General features: G+C 45.5%; 20 protein-coding genes. 11 read left to right on the top strand and 9 right to left on the bottom strand.

Annotation, left to right across the window (positions count from 1 at the left end):
- Positions 1-5 precede the first annotated feature (5 nt).
- The 4 genes from QUB25_RS18345 to QUB25_RS18330 all read left to right on the top strand — a co-directional run bounded on the left by QUB25_RS18345 (position 6) and on the right by QUB25_RS18330 (position 3398).
- Positions 6-755, top strand: a complete 750-nt coding sequence (locus QUB25_RS18345; protein ID WP_333184907.1) for a Uma2 family endonuclease — start codon at positions 6-8, stop codon at positions 753-755.
- A 96-nt stretch (positions 756-851) separates the two neighbouring features.
- Positions 852-1997, top strand: coding sequence for a DNA cytosine methyltransferase (locus tag QUB25_RS18340; protein ID WP_333184904.1), 1146 nt, complete (start codon positions 852-854; stop codon positions 1995-1997).
- A 95-nt stretch (positions 1998-2092) separates the two neighbouring features.
- Positions 2093-2611: a deaminase domain-containing protein gene (locus QUB25_RS18335; protein WP_333184901.1), complete on the top strand. Its 519-nt coding sequence runs from the start codon at positions 2093-2095 to the stop codon at positions 2609-2611.
- Between the two features lie 139 nt (positions 2612-2750).
- Positions 2751-3398, top strand: coding sequence for a hypothetical protein (locus QUB25_RS18330; protein ID WP_333184898.1), 648 nt, complete (start codon positions 2751-2753; stop codon positions 3396-3398).
- A 51-nt stretch (positions 3399-3449) separates the two neighbouring features.
- Here QUB25_RS18330 and QUB25_RS18325 read toward each other — a convergent pair whose 3' ends face one another.
- Both QUB25_RS18325 and QUB25_RS18320 read right to left on the bottom strand, forming a co-directional pair.
- Positions 3450-4685: a class I SAM-dependent methyltransferase gene (locus tag QUB25_RS18325; protein WP_333184895.1), complete on the bottom strand. Its 1236-nt coding sequence runs from the start codon at positions 4683-4685 to the stop codon at positions 3450-3452.
- Between the two features lie 232 nt (positions 4686-4917).
- Complete coding sequence (locus QUB25_RS18320; protein WP_333037518.1) at positions 4918-6102, bottom strand: NAD(P)H-quinone oxidoreductase subunit H; 1185 nt, start codon at positions 6100-6102, stop codon at positions 4918-4920.
- Positions 6103-6159: 57 nt separating this feature from the next.
- On the opposite strand from QUB25_RS18320, the gene rsmH reads away from it, so the two are divergent.
- The 3 genes from rsmH (at position 6160) to QUB25_RS18305 (ending at position 10217) form a co-directional block, all read left to right on the top strand.
- On the top strand, positions 6160-7062 hold the full coding sequence (gene rsmH, locus QUB25_RS18315) for a 16S rRNA (cytosine(1402)-N(4))-methyltransferase RsmH (RefSeq protein WP_333184892.1): 903 nt from the start codon (positions 6160-6162) through the stop codon (positions 7060-7062).
- Between the two features lie 562 nt (positions 7063-7624).
- The gene (locus QUB25_RS18310; RefSeq protein WP_333184890.1) at positions 7625-9298 is read left to right on the top strand and encodes a SpoIIE family protein phosphatase; all 1674 of its coding nucleotides are present in this window, start codon (positions 7625-7627) and stop codon (positions 9296-9298) included.
- 496 nt (positions 9299-9794) lie between these two features.
- Positions 9795-10217 carry an ATP-binding protein gene (locus QUB25_RS18305; protein WP_006633914.1) on the top strand — a complete coding sequence of 141 codons (423 nt, stop codon included), beginning with the start codon at positions 9795-9797 and terminating at the stop codon, positions 10215-10217.
- Between the two features lie 347 nt (positions 10218-10564).
- On the opposite strand, the gene QUB25_RS18300 is transcribed toward QUB25_RS18305, so the two are convergent.
- Positions 10565-10999, bottom strand: a complete 435-nt coding sequence (locus QUB25_RS18300; RefSeq protein ID WP_333037513.1) for a nuclear transport factor 2 family protein — start codon at positions 10997-10999, stop codon at positions 10565-10567.
- A 17-nt stretch (positions 11000-11016) separates the two neighbouring features.
- On the opposite strand from QUB25_RS18300, the gene QUB25_RS18295 reads away from it, so the two are divergent.
- Complete coding sequence (locus tag QUB25_RS18295) at positions 11017-11244, top strand: hypothetical protein (protein WP_333184885.1); 228 nt, start codon at positions 11017-11019, stop codon at positions 11242-11244.
- A gap of 102 nt (positions 11245-11346) precedes the next feature.
- Here the strand turns inward: QUB25_RS18295 and QUB25_RS18290 are convergent, their stop codons facing one another.
- Positions 11347-12309: an orange carotenoid protein N-terminal domain-containing protein gene (locus QUB25_RS18290; protein WP_333061169.1), complete on the bottom strand. Its 963-nt coding sequence runs from the start codon at positions 12307-12309 to the stop codon at positions 11347-11349.
- A 279-nt stretch (positions 12310-12588) separates the two neighbouring features.
- Between QUB25_RS18290 and queG the strand changes: the two genes are divergently transcribed.
- Positions 12589-13554 carry a tRNA epoxyqueuosine(34) reductase QueG gene (gene queG, locus QUB25_RS18285; protein ID WP_333061167.1) on the top strand — a complete coding sequence of 322 codons (966 nt, stop codon included), beginning with the start codon at positions 12589-12591 and terminating at the stop codon, positions 13552-13554.
- A 174-nt stretch (positions 13555-13728) separates the two neighbouring features.
- Complete coding sequence (locus QUB25_RS18280) at positions 13729-14367, top strand: HAD-IA family hydrolase (RefSeq protein ID WP_333061165.1); 639 nt, start codon at positions 13729-13731, stop codon at positions 14365-14367.
- 151 nt (positions 14368-14518) lie between these two features.
- Here QUB25_RS18280 and QUB25_RS18275 read toward each other — a convergent pair whose 3' ends face one another.
- The 3 genes from QUB25_RS18275 to QUB25_RS18265 all read right to left on the bottom strand — a co-directional run bounded on the left by QUB25_RS18275 (position 14519) and on the right by QUB25_RS18265 (position 20711).
- Positions 14519-15346: an SWIM zinc finger family protein gene (locus QUB25_RS18275; RefSeq protein ID WP_333061164.1), complete on the bottom strand. Its 828-nt coding sequence runs from the start codon at positions 15344-15346 to the stop codon at positions 14519-14521.
- A 219-nt stretch (positions 15347-15565) separates the two neighbouring features.
- Positions 15566-20311: an SNF2-related protein gene (locus tag QUB25_RS18270; protein WP_333184879.1), complete on the bottom strand. Its 4746-nt coding sequence runs from the start codon at positions 20309-20311 to the stop codon at positions 15566-15568.
- A gap of 178 nt (positions 20312-20489) precedes the next feature.
- Positions 20490-20711, bottom strand: a complete 222-nt coding sequence (locus QUB25_RS18265; RefSeq protein ID WP_333184876.1) for a hypothetical protein — start codon at positions 20709-20711, stop codon at positions 20490-20492.
- A gap of 61 nt (positions 20712-20772) precedes the next feature.
- On the opposite strand from QUB25_RS18265, the gene QUB25_RS18260 reads away from it, so the two are divergent.
- Positions 20773-22926, top strand: coding sequence for a polyribonucleotide nucleotidyltransferase (locus QUB25_RS18260; protein ID WP_333037503.1), 2154 nt, complete (start codon positions 20773-20775; stop codon positions 22924-22926).
- Between the two features lie 359 nt (positions 22927-23285).
- On the opposite strand, the gene QUB25_RS18255 is transcribed toward QUB25_RS18260, so the two are convergent.
- Together QUB25_RS18255 and QUB25_RS18250 are read right to left on the bottom strand one after the other, a co-directional pair.
- Complete coding sequence (locus tag QUB25_RS18255; RefSeq protein WP_333184873.1) at positions 23286-24596, bottom strand: Rid family detoxifying hydrolase; 1311 nt, start codon at positions 24594-24596, stop codon at positions 23286-23288.
- Positions 24586-24711: a hypothetical protein gene (locus QUB25_RS18250; protein WP_333184870.1), complete on the bottom strand. Its 126-nt coding sequence runs from the start codon at positions 24709-24711 to the stop codon at positions 24586-24588. The genes QUB25_RS18255 and QUB25_RS18250 overlap by 11 nt, the downstream gene beginning before the upstream one ends.
- Between the last annotated feature and the right edge of the window lie 39 nt (positions 24712-24750).

Genomic DNA, 24750 nt, shown 5'->3' with positions numbered 1-24750 from the left:
AAACTATGTCGGTAGGAACTAAAAACCTAGAAACAAAACTCAAAATCACTTGGCCGCTACTACCAGAAGATTTTCAACTACCAGACGACCCCGTGGAAGACGAAAGCCAACCATTATTAGCCGCAGCTTTGCGCCAGCCGCTAACAGCATTTCCAGAATTAATGCAGGATGCCTTAATTGTTTCCAACTTTGCATTGTGTGCCGGCCTAAGTTTCCCAGGTTCAAGCAGCGACGAACAGCGCATTATCTGCAAAGCACCCGATTGGATGTACGTGAAACCCGTCAATCCAAAAAATGTCTCGCAAGTCCGCCGCAGTTACACGCCACACACAGAAGGAACCATCCCCCAAATTGTGATGGAGTTTCTTTCAGAAACCTATGGAGAAGAATACTCCGTTGAATTTACCTCGCGGGTGGGAAAGTGGTATTTTTACGAGCGAGTAATCAAAGTACCGAGATACGTCATATTCCGAGCAAAAACAGCTCATTTAGAAGTTTACGATTTAGAATCAGAGCACTACAACTTGCAAAAACCCGATGAAAATGGACGTTATTGGATACCGGGATTAAACTTGTTTTTAGGAGTTTGGGAAGGAACCCACGAAGGAAGGACAGGCTGTTGGTTGAGGTGGTGGGATGCAGAAGGCGAGTTATTGCTGTGGTCGGAAGAAAGAGCCGATCGCGAAAGAGTGCGCGCTGAAAGATTGGCAGAAAAACTGCGTCAAGCGGGGATCGAGTTAGATGATGAAGAGTGAAATATCAATTGATGAGTCGAGTTCGATCGGGTTTTGGTATGATGACACTCTTGTGGTGCGGGCATCCAGCCCGCCCTTGGCTAACTTTACACTCCTATGTTAATCGAACCTCTCCAGCCGATCGCCTGGACAAAAAAACCGCGACTCATATCCTTATTTTCTGGTTGCGGCGGCATGGATTTGCCATTCCACCAAGCCGGATTTGAGGTAGTTTGGGCGATCGACTCCAATCAATACGCCTGCAAAACATTCAGGAGAAACATCGCCGATGTCATCATCAACGACAGTATAGAAAATATAGACATTGGACAAGTTCCAGAAGCGGAAATATGTATAGGAGGGTTCCCCTGTCAAGATTTCTCCCTAATTTGGAAACGTCCCGGACTTGAAGGAACCAGAGGTAATTTATATACATACTTTCTCGATTTTGTCAATAAAAAAAAGCCCAAAGCTTTTGTAGCAGAAAATGTTAAAGGCTTATTAAGTGCCAATAATTATCAAGCAATAAAACAAATAATTTCTGACTTTGAAAGTATCGCTCCCGGCTACTTAGTTAAACCTAAACTTTACAACTTTGCTGATTACGGAGTTCCGCAATTTCGCCAAAGAGTGTTATTAGTTGGCATTCGGATGGATACAGGATTTAACTTTGTGCATCCTCAGCCAGAATACGGTCAAGATCGCAAAAATCCTTATCGAACTGCGGGCGAAGCACTCAAAAATGTGGAAGCAGTTCTTGACAATAACAAACATCATAAAATTCAAGCCCGCACCGTTGAAATTTTAAATCGAATTAAACCGGGAGGCAATTTCTCTGATATTCCCAAGGATAGTCCATACTATGTCAAAGGCATGATCAGTCACGTTTATCGGCGAATTCATCCAGATAAACCATCATCAACAATCATTGCTGGTGGAGGTGGCGGAACTTGGGGTTATCATTATTTAGAACCGCGTTCTTTGACAAATCGTGAAAGGGCAAGATTGCAAACATTTCCCGATGATTTTGTTTTTGAAGGTTCTACGACTGAAGTGCGGCGGCAGATTGGCAATGCAGTGCCGCCGCAGGGAATCGCTGCTGTTGTTGAGGCTTTAATTCCGCTATTTAAGGGGGATTATCCCCAAGTTGATTTATATGAAATGAGTAAAAAGTTGCAGGGGATGTCTATTCAACAACGATTAAAATGGGCTGAATCCGAGGGATTCGAGCAGAGTTTGCAGTTAATCGGAAATGTGCTATAATTAAAATAACTGAGTCAGAGGAGGCTGTAAGCTTATGTCTAAGTCAGGTTAGATAGGTTAGATATAAAATACTCTATAAAAATAAAATTAATCGCGTGAAACAAAACTTAACTACAGGCAACCCCTATAGAAACGCACGTCATTACCAGTATCCCCAAGAGATACTTGATTGCCATTTGGATATGGTAGAGGAACTGCGGACTAAGGCTAAAGATGTTCGATCGAGAGATATTGGAAGACCCAGTGGTGGTAATGCTGCGGCTGCCGTACTAGAACTCGCAATAGGTAGAGTTTATAGCGAAGAAGCTACCAGCAAGAAAAAGCCTCTCAATATTCCAGGCCAAGACAATGGGCCAAAGTTGTGTTTTCCCCAAAGGATTGACAGAGCAGCAGCCTCTGAAAATTACAACGAAAAACACGCTGAGTACAAGCTCTTCAATGCACTTGCAGCAGAGTTGGAACGAGATAGTGTACCTTCTGAGGCGATAGGAAGGCTTTACATTTACACAGAGAGAGATATGTGTTCGGGCTGCAACACTACCTGCGATGAAGACTTTGCTAGGCCGTTCCCCAACATTGAAGTGATTATCTTCTACGAGGAGCCATATCCGTAGAAATATAGGATAAAAAGCCAGTAGAGCCAAGGAAGGCTTTACTGGCTTCTCTGGGCAAGGTAGAATGGAGGTGATATGAAGCTTAATATTACCTTGCTCCTAGTTTACAATTAAGAAAAATACATAAGGAGGGAAGTCAATGATACAGTTTGATAGAGGTCATTACACCGATTTCAAGTTGCCCAACAATTCAGATATTCCAAAGCAATTACAGCAAACACTTCAGACGGTTTGGGACAGAAAATATGACGATTTATACGAACGAGGTGGAAAGTGCAATGTAGAAGAAGCTTTTGTAGAAGTAATGACAGCCTTGGGAATGCCTAACGATCCAATATCCCATCAGCGATACGTCTATATGGCTTATGGAATAGCATTAGCAGCTAAACCGACTATTAAACATTACTTTCCTGAAGAACATAAAGCTGATATCGTTGAAGGAATTGTATCTTGTTGGCTGAAGGATAGTTGTGAAATCCCAGAAACTTGGGCTGATACCTTGTTTCCTAATATCAACAAAATTGGAAAATATCAAGCTACTGACGAAGCTTATAATATCTTCTACGGCTTGCTGCAAACACTCAACACCAAAACAGCCTACAATGCCATCTTAGATATTCTGTACAATGCCATTACTGGGGATGCTATTTCTGGTTTTGCTGCGGCCCAACGAGATATGTTTAATTGGTGGTTGATCGAGGTGATTCCTGCTGCCTATTGTTTAAAGCTACCATCTACTTTATATTCGGGAAAATGGGAATTTCCGCCGCTGAGTCAGTGCGCTTAAGTGATGACAAAAGTAATTGGAAAAGAGTGCGTGTTGCTGATTCTAGTTAACTTAAGGCACCGTGAAACCTTTGAGCGATTCCCTATGGGATAGCTTCGCTCGCGCGGACTTTTCCTCCTCCCTCAACCCCTTTGACTGCACCAAAACCCCAAAACCCCCCAAACCCATCGGATCGATCCACTGATGCAAAGCCTCCCGGCGCCGCAAAAACGTTGCCAAATCCAATACTTCGGCATCCTTTGTAGACAGAGAAGCAATACGATCGCCCAAACCCAACGCCATCAAAAACAAAGCCTGCTGAGTAAACCCTACCACATCCAAACCGCACAATTCACCCTGCCTTTCTAGGGCTGTAAAATTAACATGAGCCGTTAAATCTTGCCGCCCCACATTAATATAAGGATTATTGTGATATCGGTGCAGATAATAACACTGTAGCGTCCCCTCTCTGCGCCTCGGATTGTAATAGCGGTGCGCCGGATAACCATAATCAATAGTTAACAAATATCCCCGTTGCAACTTTTGAGCAACTGTACTCATCCAGTCCAAAGCCGCCAAATTTACCTCACTGCGATAACTATTCCCATAAACACTCGCCGACAAATCGAGTCCCACCAAATCAAAATATTCAGCAATTTTAGGCGTAGAAACTTCGCCAAATATCTCAACAAATTTTATTTCTTCTTGCTCATTTTTTGGTGTTTCTGCGGCAACATAAATCTCCCTAACTTGCCCTTCTTCCAGAATGAATTGATGCACGGGCAAAGCATCCACTAACTCATTAGAAAAGAAACAACCGATTATTGAATTATTAACTATCTCATCCCAATTGCACCACTTAACGCACTTGATATCACCTAACTTTTGGCGTTGTTCCGCTTGAAGTCTTGGCGAAATTTCAACAATTATGTATGTTAAATTTTTAAATAAGTCGGGATGTTGCCGTTGCAGATATTTCAGCAAATTTTCGGCAAAAATTCCCCGCCCAGCGCCCATTTCTACGATCGCGAAATTGAAAGGGCGATCGAGCAATTCCCACATTTCCACAAACTGCTCTGCCAAAACCTCCGCAAAATCAGCCCCCCAATGAGACGACGTGATAAAATCGCCTTGTTTGCCGATCGACTGGCGATCGCTATTGTAATAACCGTGCTGCGGATGATATAATGCCAAGTCCATATATTCAGCAAAAGTAATACGCTGCTGGGGACTGGCGGCAATTCTTTCGCAGATTAAAGCGCAGAGCTCCGGGTTGCTGTCATTGATATCTGGTTGCTGGACTTTCATAATTTATCGAATCAAAGTTGATGTTATTTCATTTGTGAAGGAGAGATTTTTTTTATTAACCGCAGAGGGTGCAGAGGGCACAGAGGAAGAGAGAAGAGAGAAATCAGGTATATTTTAGCTACCTTAACAGCAAAATTAATCGATATCTATCCGCGTTTATCTGGGGTTCAAAAAAATCAACCCGGTTCCCTAAAAAAACCGGGTTAATTTCTTAGATAAAAATCGACAAAACCTACCTGTCAACCGAACCCATAATAATGTCGATACTCCCCAAAATTGCCACCAAATCCGCAATCTTCACGCCCCGCACAATGTGAGGCAAAATCTGCAAATTATTAAAATCTGCAGCCCGAATCTTCCAGCGCCAAGGAAACACACTATCATCCCCGATAATATAAATCCCCAACTCACCCTTGCCGCTTTCAACGCGGACATAATGTTCGCCCTTGGGAATCTTAAAAGTCGGCGCTACTTTTTTGCCAATAAACTGATAGTCAAAACCATTCCATTCAGATTTGGGACCGCTTTCGAGTCGCTTCGCTTCCAAATTCTCGTAAGAACCGCCGGGGAGTCCTTTCAAGGCTTGATAGATAATCTTAACAGACTCGCGCATCTCCCGAATCCGTACTAAATACCGGGCTAAACAATCGCCAGCAGCTTCGGTACAAACTTCCCAGTCGAAGTCGTCATAACATTCGTAATGGTCAACTTTCCGCAAATCCCAATTTACGCCGGAACCCCGCAACATAGGGCCGGATAGTCCCCAGTTAATCGCTTCTTCGCGAGAAATAGTACCCAGGCCTTCAATCCGGCGACGGAAGATTGGATTGTTGGTAATTAAACGTTCGTACTCGTCAATTTTGGGAATGAAGTAATCGCAGAAATCTTCGCACTTATCTACCCAACCGTAGGGCAAATCTGCGGCGACTCCGCCAATGCGGAAATAGTTATTATTCACCATGCGATAACCTGTGGCTGCTTCCCACAAGTCGAGAATTGGTTCGCGATCGCGCATAGTATAGAAAAAAGGAGTTTGCGCGCCCACGTCCGCCAAAAACGGTCCTACCCACATCAAGTGGTTAGCAATCCGGTTCAACTCCAGCATAATTACCCGAATATAACTAGCCCGTTTCGGGACAGCAATATTTGCCAACTTTTCCGGTGCATTCACTGTCACCGCTTCGTTAAACATCCCCGCAGCGTAGTCCCAGCGGCTCACGTAGGGCACGTACATCACGTTGGTGCGATTTTCGGCAATTTTTTCCATCCCCCGGTGCAGATAGCCCAAAACAGGCTCGCAGTCCACCACATCTTCCCCGTCCAGGGTGACAATTAACCGGAGTACCCCGTGCATGGATGGGTGGTGCGGCCCCATGTTGAGCACCATCGGTTCGGTTCTAGTCTCAATTCTTGACATAATTAAATGAATTAATGATTACTGACTATTGTTGATTTTTGTTTCGCTTTATAGATTATGAAGGATATCGAGCTCTCTGAGAAGGATACCCCTGGATCAGATGTCAGTATTGACACCTATCACGTTCCAGTTTTGGGTCAAGAATTAATTGCGGGTTTGGCTGTGCGTCCAGGCGGGCACTATTTGGACGCGACGCTTGGGGGCGGCGGACACACGAGTTTGATTTTAGCGGCGGCGCCAGATGTTACAGTGGTGGCGATCGACCGCGATGAACAAGCCATCCGTTTTTGCCAAGCCCGATTTGCCAACTCTCCCGTTGAGTTTTGGCACGGCAACTTTGCTGAATATCAGTCCCCAGAGGCCGAATTTGATGGTATCATAGCAGACTTGGGCGTCAGCTCTGCTCAGTTCGATACACCGGAACGAGGATTTAGTTTTCGCCACCCAGCTCAACTAGATATGCGTATGAACCAGCAGCAATCTTTGACGGCAGAAGAGATTATCAACCACTGGGAAGAAGTTAAACTAGCAGATATTATTTACAAGTACGGCGAGGAGCGACTGTCGCGGCGCATCGCAAGGCGGATTGTGCAAGGGCGTCCTTTTCAAACAACAACAGAACTTGCAGGGGCGATCGCCTCCAGCTTCCCCCCCAAGCAGCGCAACGGCAGAATCCATCCGGCCACCCGTACTTTCCAAGCTTTAAGGATAGCTGTCAACTCCGAACTCGCTTCTTTAGAAACTTTCCTCAACCAAGCCCCAAGGTGGTTAAAAGCCGGTGGGAGAATCGGAATCATTACATTTCACAGTCTCGAAGACCGACCAGTCAAGCACCAACTCAGAGGAACACCCAATTTGCAGGTACTGACAAAAAAGCCGATCGGGCCACAATCCGAAGAAGTCGCTAGAAATCCCCGCTCTCGTTCTGCTAAGCTCAGACTGGCAGAAAGAATAACTTGATTCGGCAGTAGTAATATGCTTGCTGCAAAAAGTTCAGAGATTAGGGAGACTTGCATGCAGCAATCAAGTACGATGCGGCAAAGATGTAGGGAATAGCGCCAACAACCCACCACTAACCCTCCGGGTACAGTGGGGCTTGAAATACAGCCGGTGTTGACCAGACTTAGGTAGCAATACCTGCGTTAGTAGTAAGTGTTAAAATTCACACCGAGGACAGTGCCGAGCTAGTTAAAAACTCTGCAATCAGAGCATTAATTAGCAGTTTTGAATGCTGGTGTGTTTAGAAAAGTACCGACTGCTAACAAGGTCATTGCTCGTATCACAGCGTGAAAGCTGACTCGGGAATTTTCCCTATTGAAGCGGCCTACCGAGGCGGGTTACAGTATCGAAAGCCTCTCATCTGTGCGAACAGATGGTGCGAAAGGAATGCTCACCTTGAGGTAAAACGGGTTTCTTTAACTCAACTTGACGTAACTGATATGTTGCATATATCCAGCCCCCCTTTTCCTCCCGCCACCTTGCTGATTACAGCTATGGTGGGGGTTTTCAAGGGGGAAGAAAGATGAGTCGGGGAGATGGAAGCAAGCTGAAACTGATGGTAGTCGATGACGAACCCGACAACTTGGATTTATTGTACCGGACGTTTCGACGCGACTTTCAGGTTTACAAAGCAGATAGCGCCCTCAGCGCCCTGGAAGTTCTAGACGAACAGGGTGAGATGGCGGTGATTATATCTGACCAGCGGATGCCAGAAATGAATGGCACCGAGTTTTTGGGGAAAACAGTCGAGCGATTTCCCGATACGATTCGGATTCTGCTAACGGGATACACCGATGTTGAAGATTTGGTTGAGGCCATCAACTCAGGTCAAGTTTTCAAATACATCACCAAACCGTGGAATCCAGAAGAACTCAAATTGGTGATCAATCAAGCCTCAGATACTTACAAATACTACAAGCAGCGCAGCGTTGCATTGCGCCGCGCTTTACGCAAGGAATCTCTGTTCAATGAGGTAATGAGCGTCATTCGCGGGTCGCTAGATTACTCTAGTATGGTACAAACTATTGTTCAAACCGTAGGTCAAACTTTTGAGGCCAACTATTGTATGCTGCGGCCGGTAGAGAGCGATCGACTATTGCCGAGTACCTTCCCCTACCAAGCCCAAACCGACGATGCCAGTAACTTTTCTTTTGATGAAAATTTGCTGGTTCAAGCTGTAGCAACCCGCCAAACTCAAGTGAACTCAAACAGTGGGGCGAATGGTAACTCGGTTGAGATTGCCGTGCCCCTGACTTACCAGCAAGAATTGCTGGCGGTACTGGCTTTGTCCCAGATTGGCGGCACTAACCCTTGGTCGGCAGAAGATATAGAGTTAATAGAAGGTGTAGCAGCTCAAGCTGCTCTCGCCCTGTCTCAAGCTAAGCTCTACCAGCGCACTCTGGATTTAGCCAAGCAGATGCAAAACGAGTTGGAAGTGGCTCGCCAAATCCAAACAAACTTGTTGCGCCAAAGTTGGCCGGATTTTGAAACTGTCAGAGTGCAAGCTTGCTGCTATCCCGCGCGGGAAGTTGGTGGCGACTTTTTTGAAGTCTACGTCCACTCCCAAGGAGATATTTGGATAGCGGTGGGAGATGTTTCGGGTAAGGGAGTTCCGGCTGCTCTATTTATGGCGAGCGCGATTTCGGTGATGAGGCGGGAACTTTCCCAAGAAGTTTCTCCAGAACCCGCTCAAGTTATGCAGAACATGAATAGCAGTATGTCTGACGACCTGATCGGCAACAACCATTTTATTACAATGGTTGTAGCTCGTTACACTCCGTCAACCGGACACCTCGCCTTTGCTAATGCCGGTCACATTTACCCGATTGTTTGGTCTCACTCGGAGGTGAAAGCTCAAGCCGCTAGCGGTAAAACGCCAGCCGAGCCGAATTTCCTGAAAGCTCGTGGCATTCCCTTGGGGATACTACCAGTTTGGAGAGGCAAAGCAGGTACGATCGAATTAAAGTCAGGAGATGTATTTCTGCTGACGAGTGACGGAATTACTGAAGCTAGCGTGACCACTGAAGCGGTCGCAGGGGGTGTACCAACCCGTTCTATGCTACAACAAGAAGGGCTTTGGCAACTCTTGATTCAGGAACCTGGTTCTTTCAACTTGGACAATTTGTTGGCTCACATCCGAGCCGATAATCCCGTTCAGGAAGACGACCAAACCATACTCTCTCTGGAGGTTCTTTGAATCTGTCAGCGACTCCCGACCCATAGTCGGGGGTGAGAGCCGAAAAAACTTAAGCCCTGCTGGTTGACGGTTCACAGAGTAGTCCTGCAAAGGACGGCGTTATCGTCAACAGTAAAAAACCTAGCCGGCGATGGCGCAGCTAGTTTCCTGAATCGCTTTCCTGGGGGATTAAACACCTGTAAAAGGTTAAGGTAGAAGGCATTGGTCAGAAAAAACCAAAGCTTAAAAGCCAGGGATTGAAACAAAGATTTTTTATACCTCGCTGCTTGCAGTCTCGGTATAATTATCAATTGTTAATGGGCTTTAGACCCATAACTAAAGTTTTCAACTATACTCTTAACTTCTGCCTTCTACCGAATCATGAATGCCTGATTTTTAAACAGAAAAGGCTAGTATCCCCCAAGTAGCGGCAAGTATTGAGGCCGAATCCATTCGGCGCGTCGTGTTTCATACCTGGTGTGAATACACAGGGTTTTCAAACTTACGGGATTTTTTTATGAATACTGAGCTTCATGTGCCAAGCGACTTGCGGTTTTTAACAATTGTTGAAAATTGGTTGCTGAGCAGTTTGGAAGTAGAGCTAGGAGAGCACGTCGATTGGCCGCGTCAGTCGAATCGTTTGCGCTTGGTGTTAGCAGAAGCCTATTCTAACGTGATCCGCCATGCTCACAAAGATCAACCCAATTTGCCCGTGTTAATTCGCTTGAATTTAAAAAATAGGGATATTGGTTTAGAAATTTGGGATTACGGTAAAGGTTACGAAATGGATACTTACAATCCCCCGAGGCCGGAAGCTAAACAGGAAAGCGGCTACGGCTGGCTGATTATGAGCAGACTTATGGATCGGGTGGACTACACTTTGCAAATAGACGGTCGCAACTGTCTAAAGTTGGAAGCGAGTTTGCCGGAAAAATCTTAATTAGTAGTTAGTCATTAGTCATTAGTCATTAATGATTGGCAATGCACTTTTAGACTCGCTTTGGCTGTCTGTCGCACGCGCTGCGGTGACAGCCAATTTTCCGTGCAGTAGCGTCAGCCCAAGGCGAGACTGTAAGATTGTAGGGGTAAAGTTACGCTCGCACAAATAGCCACGAAACCGATTTTTTATACCGTGAGTGGCACTTCACCAAAGATTTGGATCAAAACCCGGTTTCTGCCTTATTCTGGCGATAAAAAGCCGATTAACCTGTCGATCGCACGACTTTAGCTATTACGTGCGATCGACAGGTCAAACCAAAATAGAGAATTTAAATCTGAAACAGCTTATTAAGCATCAAATTTTTTCTGTGACCGCAGACTTAGCAATTCTTGGGGAGAAGCTAACAGTTTGACGGTGACAGAAAGGATTTTTTGGTCAGAATTGAGCAAGAATAGCCATCCGACATTAACACCAAATGCGGAAGTTTGCACTCGACCGCTGACCTGAACTTCTACTTTGCCATCTTCTAAAATTTGGCTGACACCTTTCTGGGGTTCTAGCTGCATTCCTCGTGCTTCTTTTTTTAGATAAGTGGCGATCGAGATGCTGCCGATAATTGGATCTTCAAACGGCGCGTGCAGAACCCCGTCATCGGCAAATAAATTAGCCGTCGCTTCAAAATCGCCCGCGTTTAAAGTTTCAAAATATTGCACTATCCCTGGCATTGTGATGCCTGCAATCTTTATAGAGGTAGTTAAAATAGGTCGAGTTGTTGCGGTCATAAAACAAGTGATTTCAAATGAATGAGTATACTGTAATCATTCTCTTTGTCGCAGCAAATCCCTCAAAAGATATAAGTAGGGGTAGGAAAATAATTCTCCGAAAAAAGGAGGAATCGGGAACCGCAGAGCGTCGATCGCCGCTTTCAGAGCGATCGACCAACATCAATCCTACTTTCAAAAAATACAAGTGTAGCCAAGCTGCAAACCCTGATACCATCAGTCATTTCCCATCCTTCAATTCTTGAATCTAAAATTTAAAATCTAAAATCTAAAATGATAGAAACCCAGATGCCTTTAGGCATCTGGGTTTCTGGCCAAGTCTGTTTGACTGACCGAACCAGAATATTCTATTTACGCATCAAATTGAGCAATTCTTTAGGAGATGCCAACAAGTCGATCGCCACAAAGAAAATTTGACCTTGGGGATCGAGCAAAAACCGCCACGCGATGTTCATACCCACATTCGATCCGAACCAGGGAGTTTCGACTTTGCCAGTGACTTTCACTTGGCGGTAGCCATCTTCTGCGGGTTCCGATACGCCTCGCTCGGGCATCATTTTCAGTCCGACGCACTCTTCCCGCATATAGTTGAGGATAGCTTCGCGACCGACGATCGGCTTTTGGAAAGGTGGTTGCAGAGCACCTTCTTCAGCAAATAAACCTACCGCTGGGGTGAAGTCGAAGGCGTTCATGTAGTCGATGTAGTTGAGGACAGTCTGCTCGCTGATACCCTCAATTGTGGTTTTTACCCGCTCTTCTGGAGCGGTGGGAGTGCTGCGCGGGGCAGAGCGTTTGCCGTACTCTTGGTTAAAAGCAGGGTCATAGCCCATGTTAACTACGGTATTCCGAAGTACGGTAATTTGCTGGCCTGGATCGAGTTTCTTGATGGTTTCGAGAACTGCGGTGGCTTCGGGAGACATTTGATAGCCAGCGGGGATCGGAGCGACAAGGCCCTGTTTCATCAACTGCCCCAACTCGTACCAGAAACCGAGTTTGGTGTTGACGCGCAAGGAAGTGTAAATCCGACCAATCGTTGTGTCGGCGTTGCTGGCTAGGTCAAACATGGTTTTGCTTTGAGCAGCAGGCGACATTTGCTTGATTTCGCTCAGAATGCCTTCGACAAGCGCCATGCTGGCTACTCCCGGAGCTGCTGCGGTGATGGAAACACCCATTTCGGTGTAGGCATACCAGAGCAAGGCTAGTTGGTCTTCAACGCTGAGTTTGTAGAAGGCTTCGGTGGTAGCCGGAACAACGCTAGCAATCTCGGTGTTTGAGAAGATAGATTGAGCGGATTGAATGCTAACTGCCATGTGTATGCTGTGGGATTTGTGGTTTTAGTGAGGTACTTGAGTTAGGAAACCTCAAGCTCCCTTAATTAACATCATGTAACGTTTTGTTAATTTTTGCAAATATAAATTACATATAGCTGAGTTATAAAACTATGATCAATGGTTTGGTAAATTGCGATCGCCGTCACTAGACTGTGCGCCGAATTAGGTTATTTAGGAAACCGATCGTTAAAAATTGCTTGACATATCATATAAACTCAAAATAGTCAATACAAAAGGTAAATATTTGCCTGGTATCAAATGAAAGCGCCAATTAGCAGCATTTTGGTGAAGCAAAAAGCCCTTGAGTTGGGATTTCACAAAGTCGGGATAGCCTCAAAAGACACGGATTTCGATCTAGAAAAACAAAGATTGCAAGCTTGGCTGGACAAGGGTTATCAGGCGGATATGGCATGGATGGCAAACCCGAAACGGCAGGATATTCGATTAATAATGCCAGAGGTGCAGTCATTAATATGTGTCGCCATCAACTACTACACACCTCACCAACGCCCCTCAAATCCCCCTGGTGAGGGGGGGGTCGAGGCAGGGATCGAATATGCTAAAATCTCTCGCTACGGTTGGGGAAGGGATTACCACAGAATTTTGCACAAAAAACTGAAGGTTTTGGCAAATTGGGTGCGATCGCAAGGCGAGGGAATTGAAGCGCGGTATTATGCTGATACCGGGCCGGTTCAGGATAAAATGTGGGCGCAGCGTGCAGGGATTGGCTGGATTGCCAAAAATGGTAATGTAATTTCGCGCGAATACGGTTCTTGGATGTTTTTGGGCGAAATCTTGACTAATTTGGAGTTAGCGCCCGATGAACCCCATACGGAACATTGCGGTACTTGCACTCGCTGCATTGAGGCGTGTCCGACGGGGGCAATTACTGAGCCTTTTGTGGTGAATGCCGATCGATGTATAGCCTATCACACGATCGAGAATCGAGCCGAAAAATTGCCCGATGAAATTGCATCTAATTTACAAGGTTGGGTAGCAGGTTGCGATATTTGTCAGGATGTTTGTCCTTGGAATCAGCGATTTGCTAAACCAACAGATGTGGCAGAGTTTGAGCCTTATCCTGAAAATATAGCACCGACACTTGCAGAATTAGCCGACATTTCCGACGAGGAATGGAACCGCAGATTTACAGCTTCGGCGCTGCGGCGCATAAAACCCGAAATGCTGCGCCGAAATGCGAAAGCAAATCAAATTAACCCTTAAAAGTTGAGAGGTTCGTCAGGGTGCTTAGGGGGCGCATTACCCTATAGATAAACCCTAGGCTATGTACTGAATCGCCAAGAGTGAATACATTATGCAGTAAGTCATTTCCATCTAAGATCTAAAATCTAAAATCTAAAATTGTATGCTCCCCCGTTCCTTATTTGCTATTGTCCAATGACCAAAGTAATTATTTTTGATTTTGACGGTACTTTAGCAGATACAATCGATATTCTTCTGAGCATCACCAACCGTTTGTCAGCAGAATTGGGGTTTAAGTCTGCGACCAAAGAGCAAATAGCTCAACTGAGCAATTTAACTTCTTGGCAACTCCTTCAGTATTCGGGCATTTCTATCTTCAAATTCCCGCTGTTAATTAGAATGTTGAAAGCAGAGTTACGCAGCGAAATTCCCAATATTCAATTATTTCCGGGAATTAAAGAAGTTTTACTGGAGTTAAAAAAACTGGGATTTCAACTGGGCATTATCACATCTAATTCCCGAGAAAATGTCTTGGCATCGCTGGAAACAAATGGTTTGCAAGACACTTTCACATTTATTTACTCTGGTTCAACTTTTGGCAAACATAAAGTTATTAATAGCTGGCTAAAAAGAGAAAATATAAATCCTAAACAAGTCGTTTATGTGGGAGATGAGATTAGAGATATAGACGCTGCTCGAAAAACAGGAATTAAGGTAATGGCTGTAGCTTGGGGTTTTAATTCTCAGGAGGTTTTGGCTGCACACAATCCCGATTTTTTGATTAAACGCCCCCACGAATTGATAGAGATTATGAGTAATTTGCAGGAAGTGTAAACTGAAATTGCAAAAAGTAAGACTCGTCGGTTGACATCTATTCTAGACAAACTCTCGTTCCAGCAGAGAGAGACTAAAGCATAAAAGAGGTATGAAAGCCTGATTTGTTATCAGCCAGAGTCCGTAATATCATCTCTGCGAGTAAATTATGTTAATCTCCTTCGCCCCGTTTCAGTGCTGCTAGAACTGCTTGCTGGCTAACTGCTTGGTAGATTTTGCTAAAATGCTGCTTGAGTGCGTCAGATGCGGGGGAGGATTTGCTAGCGGTTCCTTTTCCGTCGGTTGCTAGCGGAATTGGACCTAAGATATCTAATACTGTTTCGCTGCTGGGCGGCGGTACAATAACTACTAAAGATGATTCTAGCTGTTGGTTATATTCCCAAAAGCGATCGACCTTTGGCAATTTAGGATTCGTAGTGGGAGAATTTTCGCCGGAGTTGATTTGGGAATTTTCCTCTCCTTGCGTACCTCGTCTCTGACGGAGCGCTGTCAAGATTTGCTCTTTGGTTCTCCCCCGCAATTGAAAGAGTACGAAGGGGTCTTCGCTGAAGCGATCGCCCAATAAGTAGTATACTGCACTGATGTGTTTGCAAGGGTTTTTGGGGTCAGGACAGCTACAGCGCGATCGAATATCAGATAAGCTTAACGGAAATAGTGTTTTGCCTGCTGCTGCAAATACATCTTCAATATTGTGCGGCATTTCTCCTGCTAGTAATTTAGCTGAAAAAACTGCTCTTTGCGACATATTTTCAATCACATAATCCCAATCTTCATCGCTTAAGGTATCAAGTCCTAAAGAAACTTGATATGGTTTTGGATCGGTTCCTTGAACTATGGCAATTACTTCTTGATTGGGAAATTTAATGCTGAGAACTTTACCTTCGCGCGCATACTGCCAGCCACGTTCTAAGCGCTTTTTGAAGCGGTAGGTATTGATTAAATCTAACCACTGTTGTGTCCACCATTCTCTGTCAATCATTTATTTGGGAATTGGGAATTGGGCATCGGGCATTGGGCATCGGGCATTGGTAATTGGGATGTTGACTTCAGAAAGAAAAAAACAGCTATCCGTGTATTCTTGACTTCCGTGTCATGCTGTTGGGAATGGGTCATATAGCGGTTCTCAAGCGTGGTGAGGTATGCCCTATGCCCTATGCCCTATGACCGATAGCACCTCATCTTTCTGAGAAATGCTATATTATTCTTCTTCGTTTTCTATAATAGCATTGCGATCGAGGATTAGTAAATTCCGAAGTTGGTCTGTATCGAGTTCGGTGAGCCAGTTTTCGCCGGCGCTGACTACTTGTTCGGCTAGAGCTTTCTTACTTTCGATCATATCGTGTATTTTCTCCTCTAACGTACCAGTGCAGACAAATTTGTGGACTTGCACGTTACGAGTTTGACCGATGCGAAATACGCGGTCAGTTGCCTGATTTTCTACTGCGGGATTCCACCATCTGTCATAGTGAAAAACGTGGGTTGCTCTGGTTAAGTTCAAACCTGTGCCGCCTGCTTTTAAAGATAAAATCATAATTGGCGGGCCTTGGGGGTCGTGCTGGAAGCGATCGATCATTTCTTCCCGCTGCTGTTGCCGAATTCCTCCGTACAAGAACAAAACTTCTCGCCCTAAATGCTGTTCTAGATGCGGTTTCAGGAGTTTTCCCCATTCGGCAAATTGAGTAAAAATTAAAGCCCGATCGCCCTCAGCGAGCACCTCTTCTAACATTTCCACCAACCGCTGCAATTTCCCCGATTCCTGACTCTTAATCTCCAATTCTTTCGGCTTAGTTTCTGCTTTCACAAGAGCCGGATGGTTGCAAAGTTGCTTGAGTTTTACCAGCAAAGCCAGAATCATTCCCCGGCGCTGAATGCCTTCGGCTGACTCTAATTCCGCTATTGACTCTTCGACTATTTTCTGATACAATACCGCCTGTTGAGCAGCCAGCCCGCAAAATACAGTCATCTCCTGTTTTTCTGGCAAATCTTGGATGATTTCTTTGTCAGTTTTCAGGCGGCGGAGGATGAAAGGCCGAACGAGCGATCGCAAAGTCTGCAATGATTCTCGATCTCCGTATTTCTCTATCGGAATTGCAAATCGGCGCTGAAAGAAATTGCGCGGACCCAAATAGCCTGGATTCAGAAACTCCAAAATTGACCACAATTCTTGCAGTCTATTTTCCACCGGAGTTCCTGTCAGCGCAATTCTAAAAGATGCCTCGATTTGCCGCACCGCTTGCGACTGCTTCGCCTCGGAATTTTTAATATTTTGCGCTTCATCCAAAACCAATCCTTGCCATTTAATTCCTTGAAATTCCTTCGCATCTCGAAACACCAGCGCGTAACTGGTAATGATTAAATCCTTTCCTTTAACTGCCGTCGCAAATGCTTTGGCTTTAGCGCGTTTGTCTCCGTGATGAACTAACACTTTCAACGTCGGGCCAAATTTCTTGACTTCCCGCTCCCAATTGCCCAATACTGATGTTGGACAAACCAGTAATGTTGGCGCTTCTAGAGAATTTTGTTCTTGTAAATGCAGGAGAAAAGTAATTAGCTGAATAGTATTGTGGCACAAGATATTATTAGCAACAAAATTGTGATACTTGCTCACCTCAAAATCATAAACCCACCCGCTGTACTCAAAATCCTCAATTTGCTCTATCCGGCAATAAAATACTTCTTGGTCTAGAAAAAGTTGTAAGCCTTCTCTGATTGTATCTAGCTGTTGTGTGTCTAAATTTGCATAAGCTTCTAGAGTCTGATTCGTCCACTTTGAAGGCTTTAGCTGACGGTATTCTTGTTCGGCAGACCCATTTAAAATATTTTCCATCCCAGCGACTACCCTTGCCAGACTCCTGTGGGAAAACTCCTGAGAACCGTTGATGTAAACGGGGTTGTGCATTCCAAAATGGCGCAATGGTAATTTTGTAATTTCCACTGCACGAGCGACGATATCGGAAGCAGGAATTCCCTCAACATTGGTGTTGCAAGCCGATTCGCAAATCTGCTCTAATTTACGCTGTTTTTCGGGAGAACCGAAGCCAATTTCCTGCAAAAATATGCGCGCTGAGTTACCGCCGAAAGTACCGATATAATAGGTGCGAAAAATCCCGCTGCCATTGGTGGCGCATTTCTGTCTGGTGGCGATACGCAGCCAAATTCCAAAGCGCCGCAGCAATGTAGAAAGTTGTTGGATGATTAAAGGCGAAGCGGTGCTAATTTCGATAGTCCGCATTTTAGGAATGACAGAACCTTCAGCATCAAAGTAGTTTCTGAGAAAAATCCGAATGCTATCAAGATTGGCTTGCATGATGAATTGCGGGAAGCTTTTTTCGGCTGACAGCTTCCCCCACTCGTAGCCTTTAGCCTCAAGAAAGCTTTGGTACGATCGACTGCACACAGCTAAATATGCTGCTCTTTGCTTACCGGGAGTACGAACAGCAGGATTATTTATTTCTATCCCATACTTTTTGCTTAAACGGTGAAGTGTGAAACGCAATTCTTCAATAACTGCCACATCTTTCTGCGTTATTGTGAGGATTGCCCGATCGCGCTGCTCATATCCCTCAGCAATCTGCCAAGCCAGAAACTTGACCAAATCGGGATCTTCCGGCTTTCCTTCCCAATACAATTTAGCAGGAACGCAAACATAATCTCCAACCTTGAACTCCTTTGTCCAGCCATCGCGTCCTAACAATTTGTGGCGGCGGGTAATTGTGATGCTGCTACCGTCTTGGAGTTTGATGGTTCGCAACTTTTCTTGCACTTGCTGGCGGTAAAGCCGCCGAACAGTCGCCTGTACAATTTTGCCTGTTTCCTGATTTATGGAATTTACCAGTAATTGCTCGTTCGGTTCAGACCAAAAGCCCTCACCGTCGAATTCTGTTTTTCCGGCATAAGCTTCCCATATTTTTTCAGCTTTTTGTAAAAAACCATTAATAAAAAGCAAAGAATGTGGTAAAATGCACTTCCCTAATCCCATATCGTCCGCGAGACAAGCACCTAAACCCCAGCGTTCTAAGAATGCTAACCAGCCTGCTCCTAGGGCTTGATAAGGCCGCAATTGTCCTCGGAAACTAGCCGGAGTTGCGATCGCACTTACCGCTTGATTATCGCTCAAAGTATTCAACAATTCCTGAAGTTGACCCGTAGCCTCAAAATTCACCACAGGCAATTTTTCGATCATCTGAGTATCGCCGGACGCCAAACGCAAAGCATCCTCCAAAGAAAGAGTCATTTGCTCTTTGCGGCTGGCAAAAAAAGTTTGAGCCGCTTTCACATCCGGCGCGCGCAACTCCACCCACTCGCCGTTAATTTCCACCAAAGGCGAATTCAACGCGGTCAATCTGTCAAATTCTGCCTTAGAAATGCGCTGTCCGCCGATCGTCAATTCCCACTTAAAATTTAGCAGACTTTGCAATCCCACCCCACCTTTCGCCGGAGTCACTTTCGGAGTTTCCGCTTGAATGCTCAAACCCAAACGGCTCGCCCAACCCTCACTCTTTGTCAAACTCGGCGGCAAAACTACGCCCAACCCGCTATCAGCAAACCGCCAAGCTACAGACTTAATAAACTCGTAAGCTTGCAGCGGATTTAATTGGCAAGATTGAGGCCGCTGTGCTTGCAAACTCGGTTCAATTAACGGATAAAGTTTCGAGGCTAAACCCAAGCCGCTAAGTAAAGTTTCTTGAGGTAATTCTATTGTCCGCCCCGCATAAGCCAAACGCTCGACAGAGTTGTTCCAAACAGTTGTCGCGTCCACCAAAAATTCGGTTTCATCTGCTGCTTGCAAGCAATAATTTAAACTCCAGTTGGCTTTACCGGGCGCTGGTGGTATGAGTTGAAAACAAGTGCGAAATTGACTTTGTTGAGATAATTGGTTTTGCAGCGGTGCAGTCCAAGCACTCAGCTTGGTTGCCAAGTTTTCCAATGCTGCTGTTTCTACTTGCACAATCCCAGATTCCTGCTGCAAAGCTTGCAGCCAGTCGCGCACAGGAGAAACTGCTTTGATGTCTAAAGTAGAGCTACCAGCCGATCGCACTTGACTATCTACAATACTGCTCAAAAAACCTAACACCAATTCCTCCGCCCCAATAGGCAAATCCACCGCTAAAGGCAATGGGCTGGATTCTTCTTCCTTTTCCCCTCTTTCTTCTTCTTTTTCCCCTCTTCCTTCTTCCTTCTTCCCTCTTCCTTCTTCCTTCTTCCCTCTTCCTTCTTCCTTCGATTGATATGTTCTGCAAGCCGTCGGCATTTGCTTGACAAAAGTGGCGAGGCGGAGTGTATCTGTAGAACTATCTAACAGGGGTTGCCATTTGGCAATAGCAGAACCGTCGGACTGTTTCTCCAACCCAGGCAAAAATTTGCATCTTGCCAACAAATCCAAACTCCACCTAGCAATATGAGACCAAAAACGCAAATCTGAGCCGACAAAAGAGTCTGGTTCCGTGCTGTTAAGCGGTAGTGATTGCAAGAAAACAAAAGCGGCTTGAGGGTTGAGACAAAAACCCTCGACTTGCCAGGGATAAAGGTAAATTTCCTCGATTTTTGCCGGTTCCTCAAGTGCTGCTGCTGAGTGCTGCGGCATCAGATTTGCGTTTGATTCTGAGATTTGGGTGGGAAGCGCGATCGCCCGAATTTCCCTTTGAATTGACGAGTTGGGTGCGGAAATTTCTACGGCGCTTTGAGTTTTGGGCGATCGCCTAGTTTTTTTGCTTTTTTCCGGTAGAGTTTCTGCGGTTTCCGGTAATTGCCAATCCAGTTTTCCCGACTGCCGCAAGGAATTTAGGAAAGTCTTAAATTCCGATTCGGTCATTGCTAAGGGATGCGGTAGATTTATGCCCGATTCTATGGTGTCAATTGCCCCTATTTTTCGCCAAGTTTCTCCCCAAATAAATAAGCCACTTTTTTCATTCTCTAGTACCCAACTGCCGTGTAAAATTGCCATTTTTAAAATCCTGATATTTTTATTTAAGTGGGATGTTGACTACTACATTTATATGGAATTTATGAAAAATTTATTTAAAACAAACCGAGGATATTTTGAGCCAGACATGAATTAGGTAAAACCTGGATATGTAGGGTGTACCATAAGCACCTTACGGCTTATTCCGTGTCCTAGATAACTAAATCCCTTTTCCTTTTTCCTTCAACGTCCCAATTCCCAAACGAAAATTCATCGTACCATCTATGGAAGGCGTTTGGCGGGCGATCGACCGGAGAATCGATCGGAGAATCGACCCCAGACTGCAAAAAATAATTATCGAGTATAAATGCTTACAATCGAGACACAGACAGTCGATCGCGAGGCGATTATCCCTGTCTTTTGGCGTCGGACTCTCAAACATCCTGTGGTAATGTTACGATCCCGACAGAGAAAGAATGTGGTAGATAAGGAAGCAGTGCTACATGGTAGAGATAGACAAGTCAATATCCTTCGATGGACGGGATATTAGACTGAAGATTGGTTTACTAGCGCCTCAAGCAGGCGGTGCAGTTTTGATTCAGTCGGGTGACACGGCGGTTTTGGTGACAGCGACTCGATCGCAGGGGAGAGAAGGAATTGATTTCCTGCCCCTGTTGGTGGATTACGAAGAGAGACTCTACGCTGGCGGTAAAATTCCCGGTGGATTTTTGCGGAGGGAAGGGCGTCCCCCAGAAAAAGTAACTTTGACTGGCCGTTTGATCGATCGACCGCTGCGTCCGCTATTTCCAAGCTGGCTGCGAGATGACATCCAAGTTGTAGCCACAACGGTTTCGATGGACGAACAAGTGCCACCGGACGTTTTGGCGGTGACGGGGGCTTCCGTAGCGATACTGCTGGCGAAAATGCCGTTTTACGGGCCGATGGCGGCGGTGCGAGTCGGTTTGGTAGGGGACGATTTCATCATCAACCCCACCTACAGCGAAATCAAAGAAGGCGAGTTGGATCTCGTGGTAGCTGGTTCTCCTGACGGAGTAATCATGGTAGAAGCCGGCGCCAACCAATTGCCCGAACAGGATATCATCGAGGCGATCGACTTCGGCTATGAAGCAGCCTGTGACTTGATTCAAGCCCAGCGCGAAATTATGGCGGAATTGGGCATCGATTTGGTGGTAGAGGAACGGCCATCGCAAGATTCGGCCCTGGAAACCTTCATTCGCGATCGCGCCCAAGAACCCATCCGCATCATTTTGTCAAGATTTGAAAAAGACAAAACAATACGGAATGCAGCATTAGACGAAGTTAAAGCAAATGAAGTCGAAGCTGCGATCGCCGAACTCCCGGAAGAGGACCCGGTAAAAGTAGCCGCCACTGCCAACAGCAAGGCGATCGGCAACGTTTTCAAAGACGTTACCAAAAAAATGATGCGGAAGCAGATCCTCGAAGATGGCATCCGCGTAGACGGTCGCAAGCTTGACGAGGTGCGACCCGTTTCTTGTCGCGTAGGCGTGCTGCCGTCGCGAGTACACGGCTGTGCGTTGTTTAATCGGGGGTTAACCCAAGTCTTGTCCGCAGCTACCCTGGGAACCCCAGGCGACGCCCAAGACTTAGGAGACGACTTGCACCCGCAGCAAGACAAACGCTACCTGCATCACTACAATTTCCCGCCGTTTTCGGTAGGAGAAACCAAGCCGATGCGATCGCCTGGACGCCGAGAAATCGGTCACGGAGCCCTCGCAGAACGCGCTTTACTGCCAGTTTTGCCATCCAAAGAAGATTTCCCCTACGTGATTCGCGTAGTTTCAGAAATCCTTTCTTCCGACGGTTCCACCTCAATGGGTTCAGTTTGCGCCTCAACGCTAGCATTAATGGATGCAGGCGTTCCCCTTTCCCAACCCGTCAGCGGCGCGGCAATGGGCTTAATTAAAGAAGGCGATGAAGTCCGAATTTTGACTGACATTCAGGCAATTGAAGACTTCTTAGGCGACATGGACTTCAAAGTAGCCGGTACCGACACCGGGATTACTGCTTTGCAGATGGACATGAAAATCAAAGGTTTGCCCTTAGATGTGATTGCCACCGCCATCCGCCAAGCCAAACCGGCCAGACTGCACATTTTAGAAAGAATGCTGGCAACTATCGACACTCCCCGCAAGGAAATGTCGCCGTTTGCACCACGTTTGCTAACCCTGAAAATCGATCCAGAATTTATCGGTTTGGTAATTGGGCCTGGTGGCAAAACGATCAAAGCCATCACCGAAGAAACCGGTGTCAAAATTGACATCGAAGACGACGGAACCGTGACAATTGCTGGCAACGACAGCGAAAAAGCTCAGCGGGCTTACAACATTGTCCAAGGCATGACGCGCAAGTTGAATGCAGGAGACGTGTATGTCGGCCGCGTAACTCGAATTATTCCGATCGGCGCTTTTGTGGAAATTTTGCCCGGAAAAGAAGGAATGATTCACATTTCCCAGTTAGCGGACTACCGCGTTGGCAAAGTGGAAGACGAGTTAGCTGTGAACGATGAAGTGATTGTCAAAGTGCGAGAAATTGACAATAAAGGTCGAATTAATTTGACCCGCTTGAATATTCATCCCGACGAAGCGGTAGCCGCCCGCGAAGCGCTGAATAAATAGTTTACGGTTGGTAATTGGTAATTACTTGTAGAGTAATTGCTAATTGCTAATTGCTAACTGGTGATTAGTAATTGCTAATTGCTAATTGAGATTAAATCTGATTGTTTCAGATTGATTTGGGAGTAGGTGCGCGACAGCGACAGATCGACAAAAGTGCGATCGGCTGTAGAAGTTAATAAAGTCGCGCACTTTACCCTCGGCGGTTGCTATAAGTAAACCTTGGAATTATTCATCTCTCTCCCCTCTTCCTCTGCGCCCTCTGCGCCCTCTGCGGTTAAATCGCTCATAAATATTAAAAAAAACAAACTATCCAGAAACCAGACTTATTGAAAAAGCCTGGTTTCTCAAAGAAGCTCTAATCAAATCACAGCAATGCAGTCAATTTCAACTAACACATCTTTCGGCAAACGCGAAACCTCCACACAAGCGCGCGCCGGTGCTGTTTCCGCATCAAAATATTTTGCATAAACCGCATTCACAGCGGCAAAATCATTCATATCTTTGAGGAAAACCGTAGTTTTTACCACATCCAACCAAGTAGCGCCGGCTTCTGTGAGAATGGCTTCGAGATTTGCCATAACTTGTTCGGTTTGTTTTGCCACGTCGTCGGTGTAGACAATATCGTTTAGTCTAATGTCGATCGCAATTTGACCAGCTACAAACAGCATAGTGCCCGTAGCGGCGATCGCTTGATTGTAAGGGCCCACGGGTGCAGGTGCTTTGTCAGTACGAATAATTTTGCGTGTCATAGATGTCACTTTTTGAGATTCTTCTTGAGAGGTTTCTTTGCTGTCGATTTCTGGTTCTGAGATTTCAGGCTGGTAGATTTCTCCATCGGGCATTATAGCATCAGTGAAGTCAGCATTTTTAATATTCCAGCCATAGGTTATTGCTCCTGTCAAGTCAGATCTTCTCAAATTTGCTTCATTTAGATTGGCCCTGCTCAAATTTGCCCACCTTAAATTTACTTTCTCTAAGTTGGCGCCTTGAAGACAGGCTTTTTTTAGCTTTGCACTTTGAAGACAGGCTTCTTTAATATCTACCTCAGCCAAATTTATGCCTGACAAATCAACTTTATAAAGATTGGCTCTATCGAGTTTAGAGCCTTGAAACTTTGCATTGTGGAGTGTTGCATCTGTCAGATTTGCCAGAGTCAAGTCTGCTTCAACCAAGTATGCTTCATCCATGTTAGCCTTGCTCAGATTGGCTCTATTTAGGCTTGCCCCATGTAAAGAAGCTACACTCATATCTGTGCTACTCAGATTTGCCCCACTCAAGTTTGCATTGTCTAGTCTGGTATAAATCAATTTAGCGCTAGTTAAGTTTGCTCCTGTTAAATTTGCCTTCTCTAGGTTGGCATTACTCAATATCGCATTACTAAAATTCGATCGACTCAAATCAGAACCTCTTAAATCAGCCCAGTTGAGATTCGCTGAGCCAGCAATGGCGCCACTTAAATTAGCACCTATCAGCGATGCTTTAGTGAGGTTTGTACTTTGAAGGTATGCACCTGTGAGAATTACCTCACTCAAATCTGCACCTGAAAGATTTGCATTGTCTAAGTTGATGCCACTCAAATCTGCACCTTTAAGGTTTTCTTCACTTAAGTGTGCACTCTTAAATGCACGTTCGCCTTTAGCGTATCTTTCTAAAAGTTCTTCAGCTTTCATAAATAACCGATCGCCCTTCCGCTACACCCCACTTTCCCAGCCTACCACCAAAACCGAAAGCGCGATCTAAATCTGCGTTAATCCGCGTCAATCCATTTTCATCTGCGGTTAACAAATTTCATTTTTTAACCGCAGATAGAGGCAGATAAACACA

It is taken from the genome of Microcoleus sp. B3-D7 (genome assembly GCF_036705305.1).
Taxonomy (GTDB): Bacteria; Cyanobacteriota; Cyanobacteriia; order Cyanobacteriales; family Microcoleaceae; genus Microcoleus.
Note: the sequence above shows the minus strand (reverse complement) of the source record. Positions and strands in the feature narration are given on the sequence as shown.

What these genes read in the sequence shown, in the direction of transcription:
- QUB25_RS18345 (WP_333184907.1), top strand. Translation starts at nt 6, where the DNA reads ATGTCGGTAGGAACTAAAAACCTAGAAACAAAACTCAAAATCACTTGG.
- QUB25_RS18340 (WP_333184904.1), top strand. Translation starts at nt 852, where the DNA reads ATGTTAATCGAACCTCTCCAGCCGATCGCCTGGACAAAAAAACCGCGA.
- QUB25_RS18330 (WP_333184898.1), top strand. Translation starts at nt 2,751, where the DNA reads ATGATACAGTTTGATAGAGGTCATTACACCGATTTCAAGTTGCCCAAC.
- QUB25_RS18325 (WP_333184895.1), bottom strand. Translation starts at nt 4,685, where the DNA reads ATGAAAGTCCAGCAACCAGATATCAATGACAGCAACCCGGAGCTCTGC.
- QUB25_RS18320 (WP_333037518.1), bottom strand. Translation starts at nt 6,102, where the DNA reads ATGTCAAGAATTGAGACTAGAACCGAACCGATGGTGCTCAACATGGGG.
- rsmH (WP_333184892.1), top strand. Translation starts at nt 6,160, where the DNA reads ATGAAGGATATCGAGCTCTCTGAGAAGGATACCCCTGGATCAGATGTC.
- QUB25_RS18310 (WP_333184890.1), top strand. Translation starts at nt 7,625, where the DNA reads ATGAGTCGGGGAGATGGAAGCAAGCTGAAACTGATGGTAGTCGATGAC.
- QUB25_RS18305 (WP_006633914.1), top strand. Translation starts at nt 9,795, where the DNA reads ATGAATACTGAGCTTCATGTGCCAAGCGACTTGCGGTTTTTAACAATT.
- QUB25_RS18300 (WP_333037513.1), bottom strand. Translation starts at nt 10,999, where the DNA reads ATGACCGCAACAACTCGACCTATTTTAACTACCTCTATAAAGATTGCA.
- QUB25_RS18295 (WP_333184885.1), top strand. Translation starts at nt 11,017, where the DNA reads ATGAATGAGTATACTGTAATCATTCTCTTTGTCGCAGCAAATCCCTCA.
- QUB25_RS18290 (WP_333061169.1), bottom strand. Translation starts at nt 12,309, where the DNA reads ATGGCAGTTAGCATTCAATCCGCTCAATCTATCTTCTCAAACACCGAG.
- queG (WP_333061167.1), top strand. Translation starts at nt 12,589, where the DNA reads ATGAAAGCGCCAATTAGCAGCATTTTGGTGAAGCAAAAAGCCCTTGAG.
- QUB25_RS18280 (WP_333061165.1), top strand. Translation starts at nt 13,729, where the DNA reads ATGACCAAAGTAATTATTTTTGATTTTGACGGTACTTTAGCAGATACA.
- QUB25_RS18275 (WP_333061164.1), bottom strand. Translation starts at nt 15,346, where the DNA reads ATGATTGACAGAGAATGGTGGACACAACAGTGGTTAGATTTAATCAAT.
- QUB25_RS18270 (WP_333184879.1), bottom strand. Translation starts at nt 20,311, where the DNA reads ATGGCAATTTTACACGGCAGTTGGGTACTAGAGAATGAAAAAAGTGGC.
- QUB25_RS18265 (WP_333184876.1), bottom strand. Translation starts at nt 20,711, where the DNA reads ATGTTTGAGAGTCCGACGCCAAAAGACAGGGATAATCGCCTCGCGATC.
- QUB25_RS18260 (WP_333037503.1), top strand. Translation starts at nt 20,773, where the DNA reads ATGGTAGAGATAGACAAGTCAATATCCTTCGATGGACGGGATATTAGA.
- QUB25_RS18255 (WP_333184873.1), bottom strand. Translation starts at nt 24,596, where the DNA reads ATGAAAGCTGAAGAACTTTTAGAAAGATACGCTAAAGGCGAACGTGCA.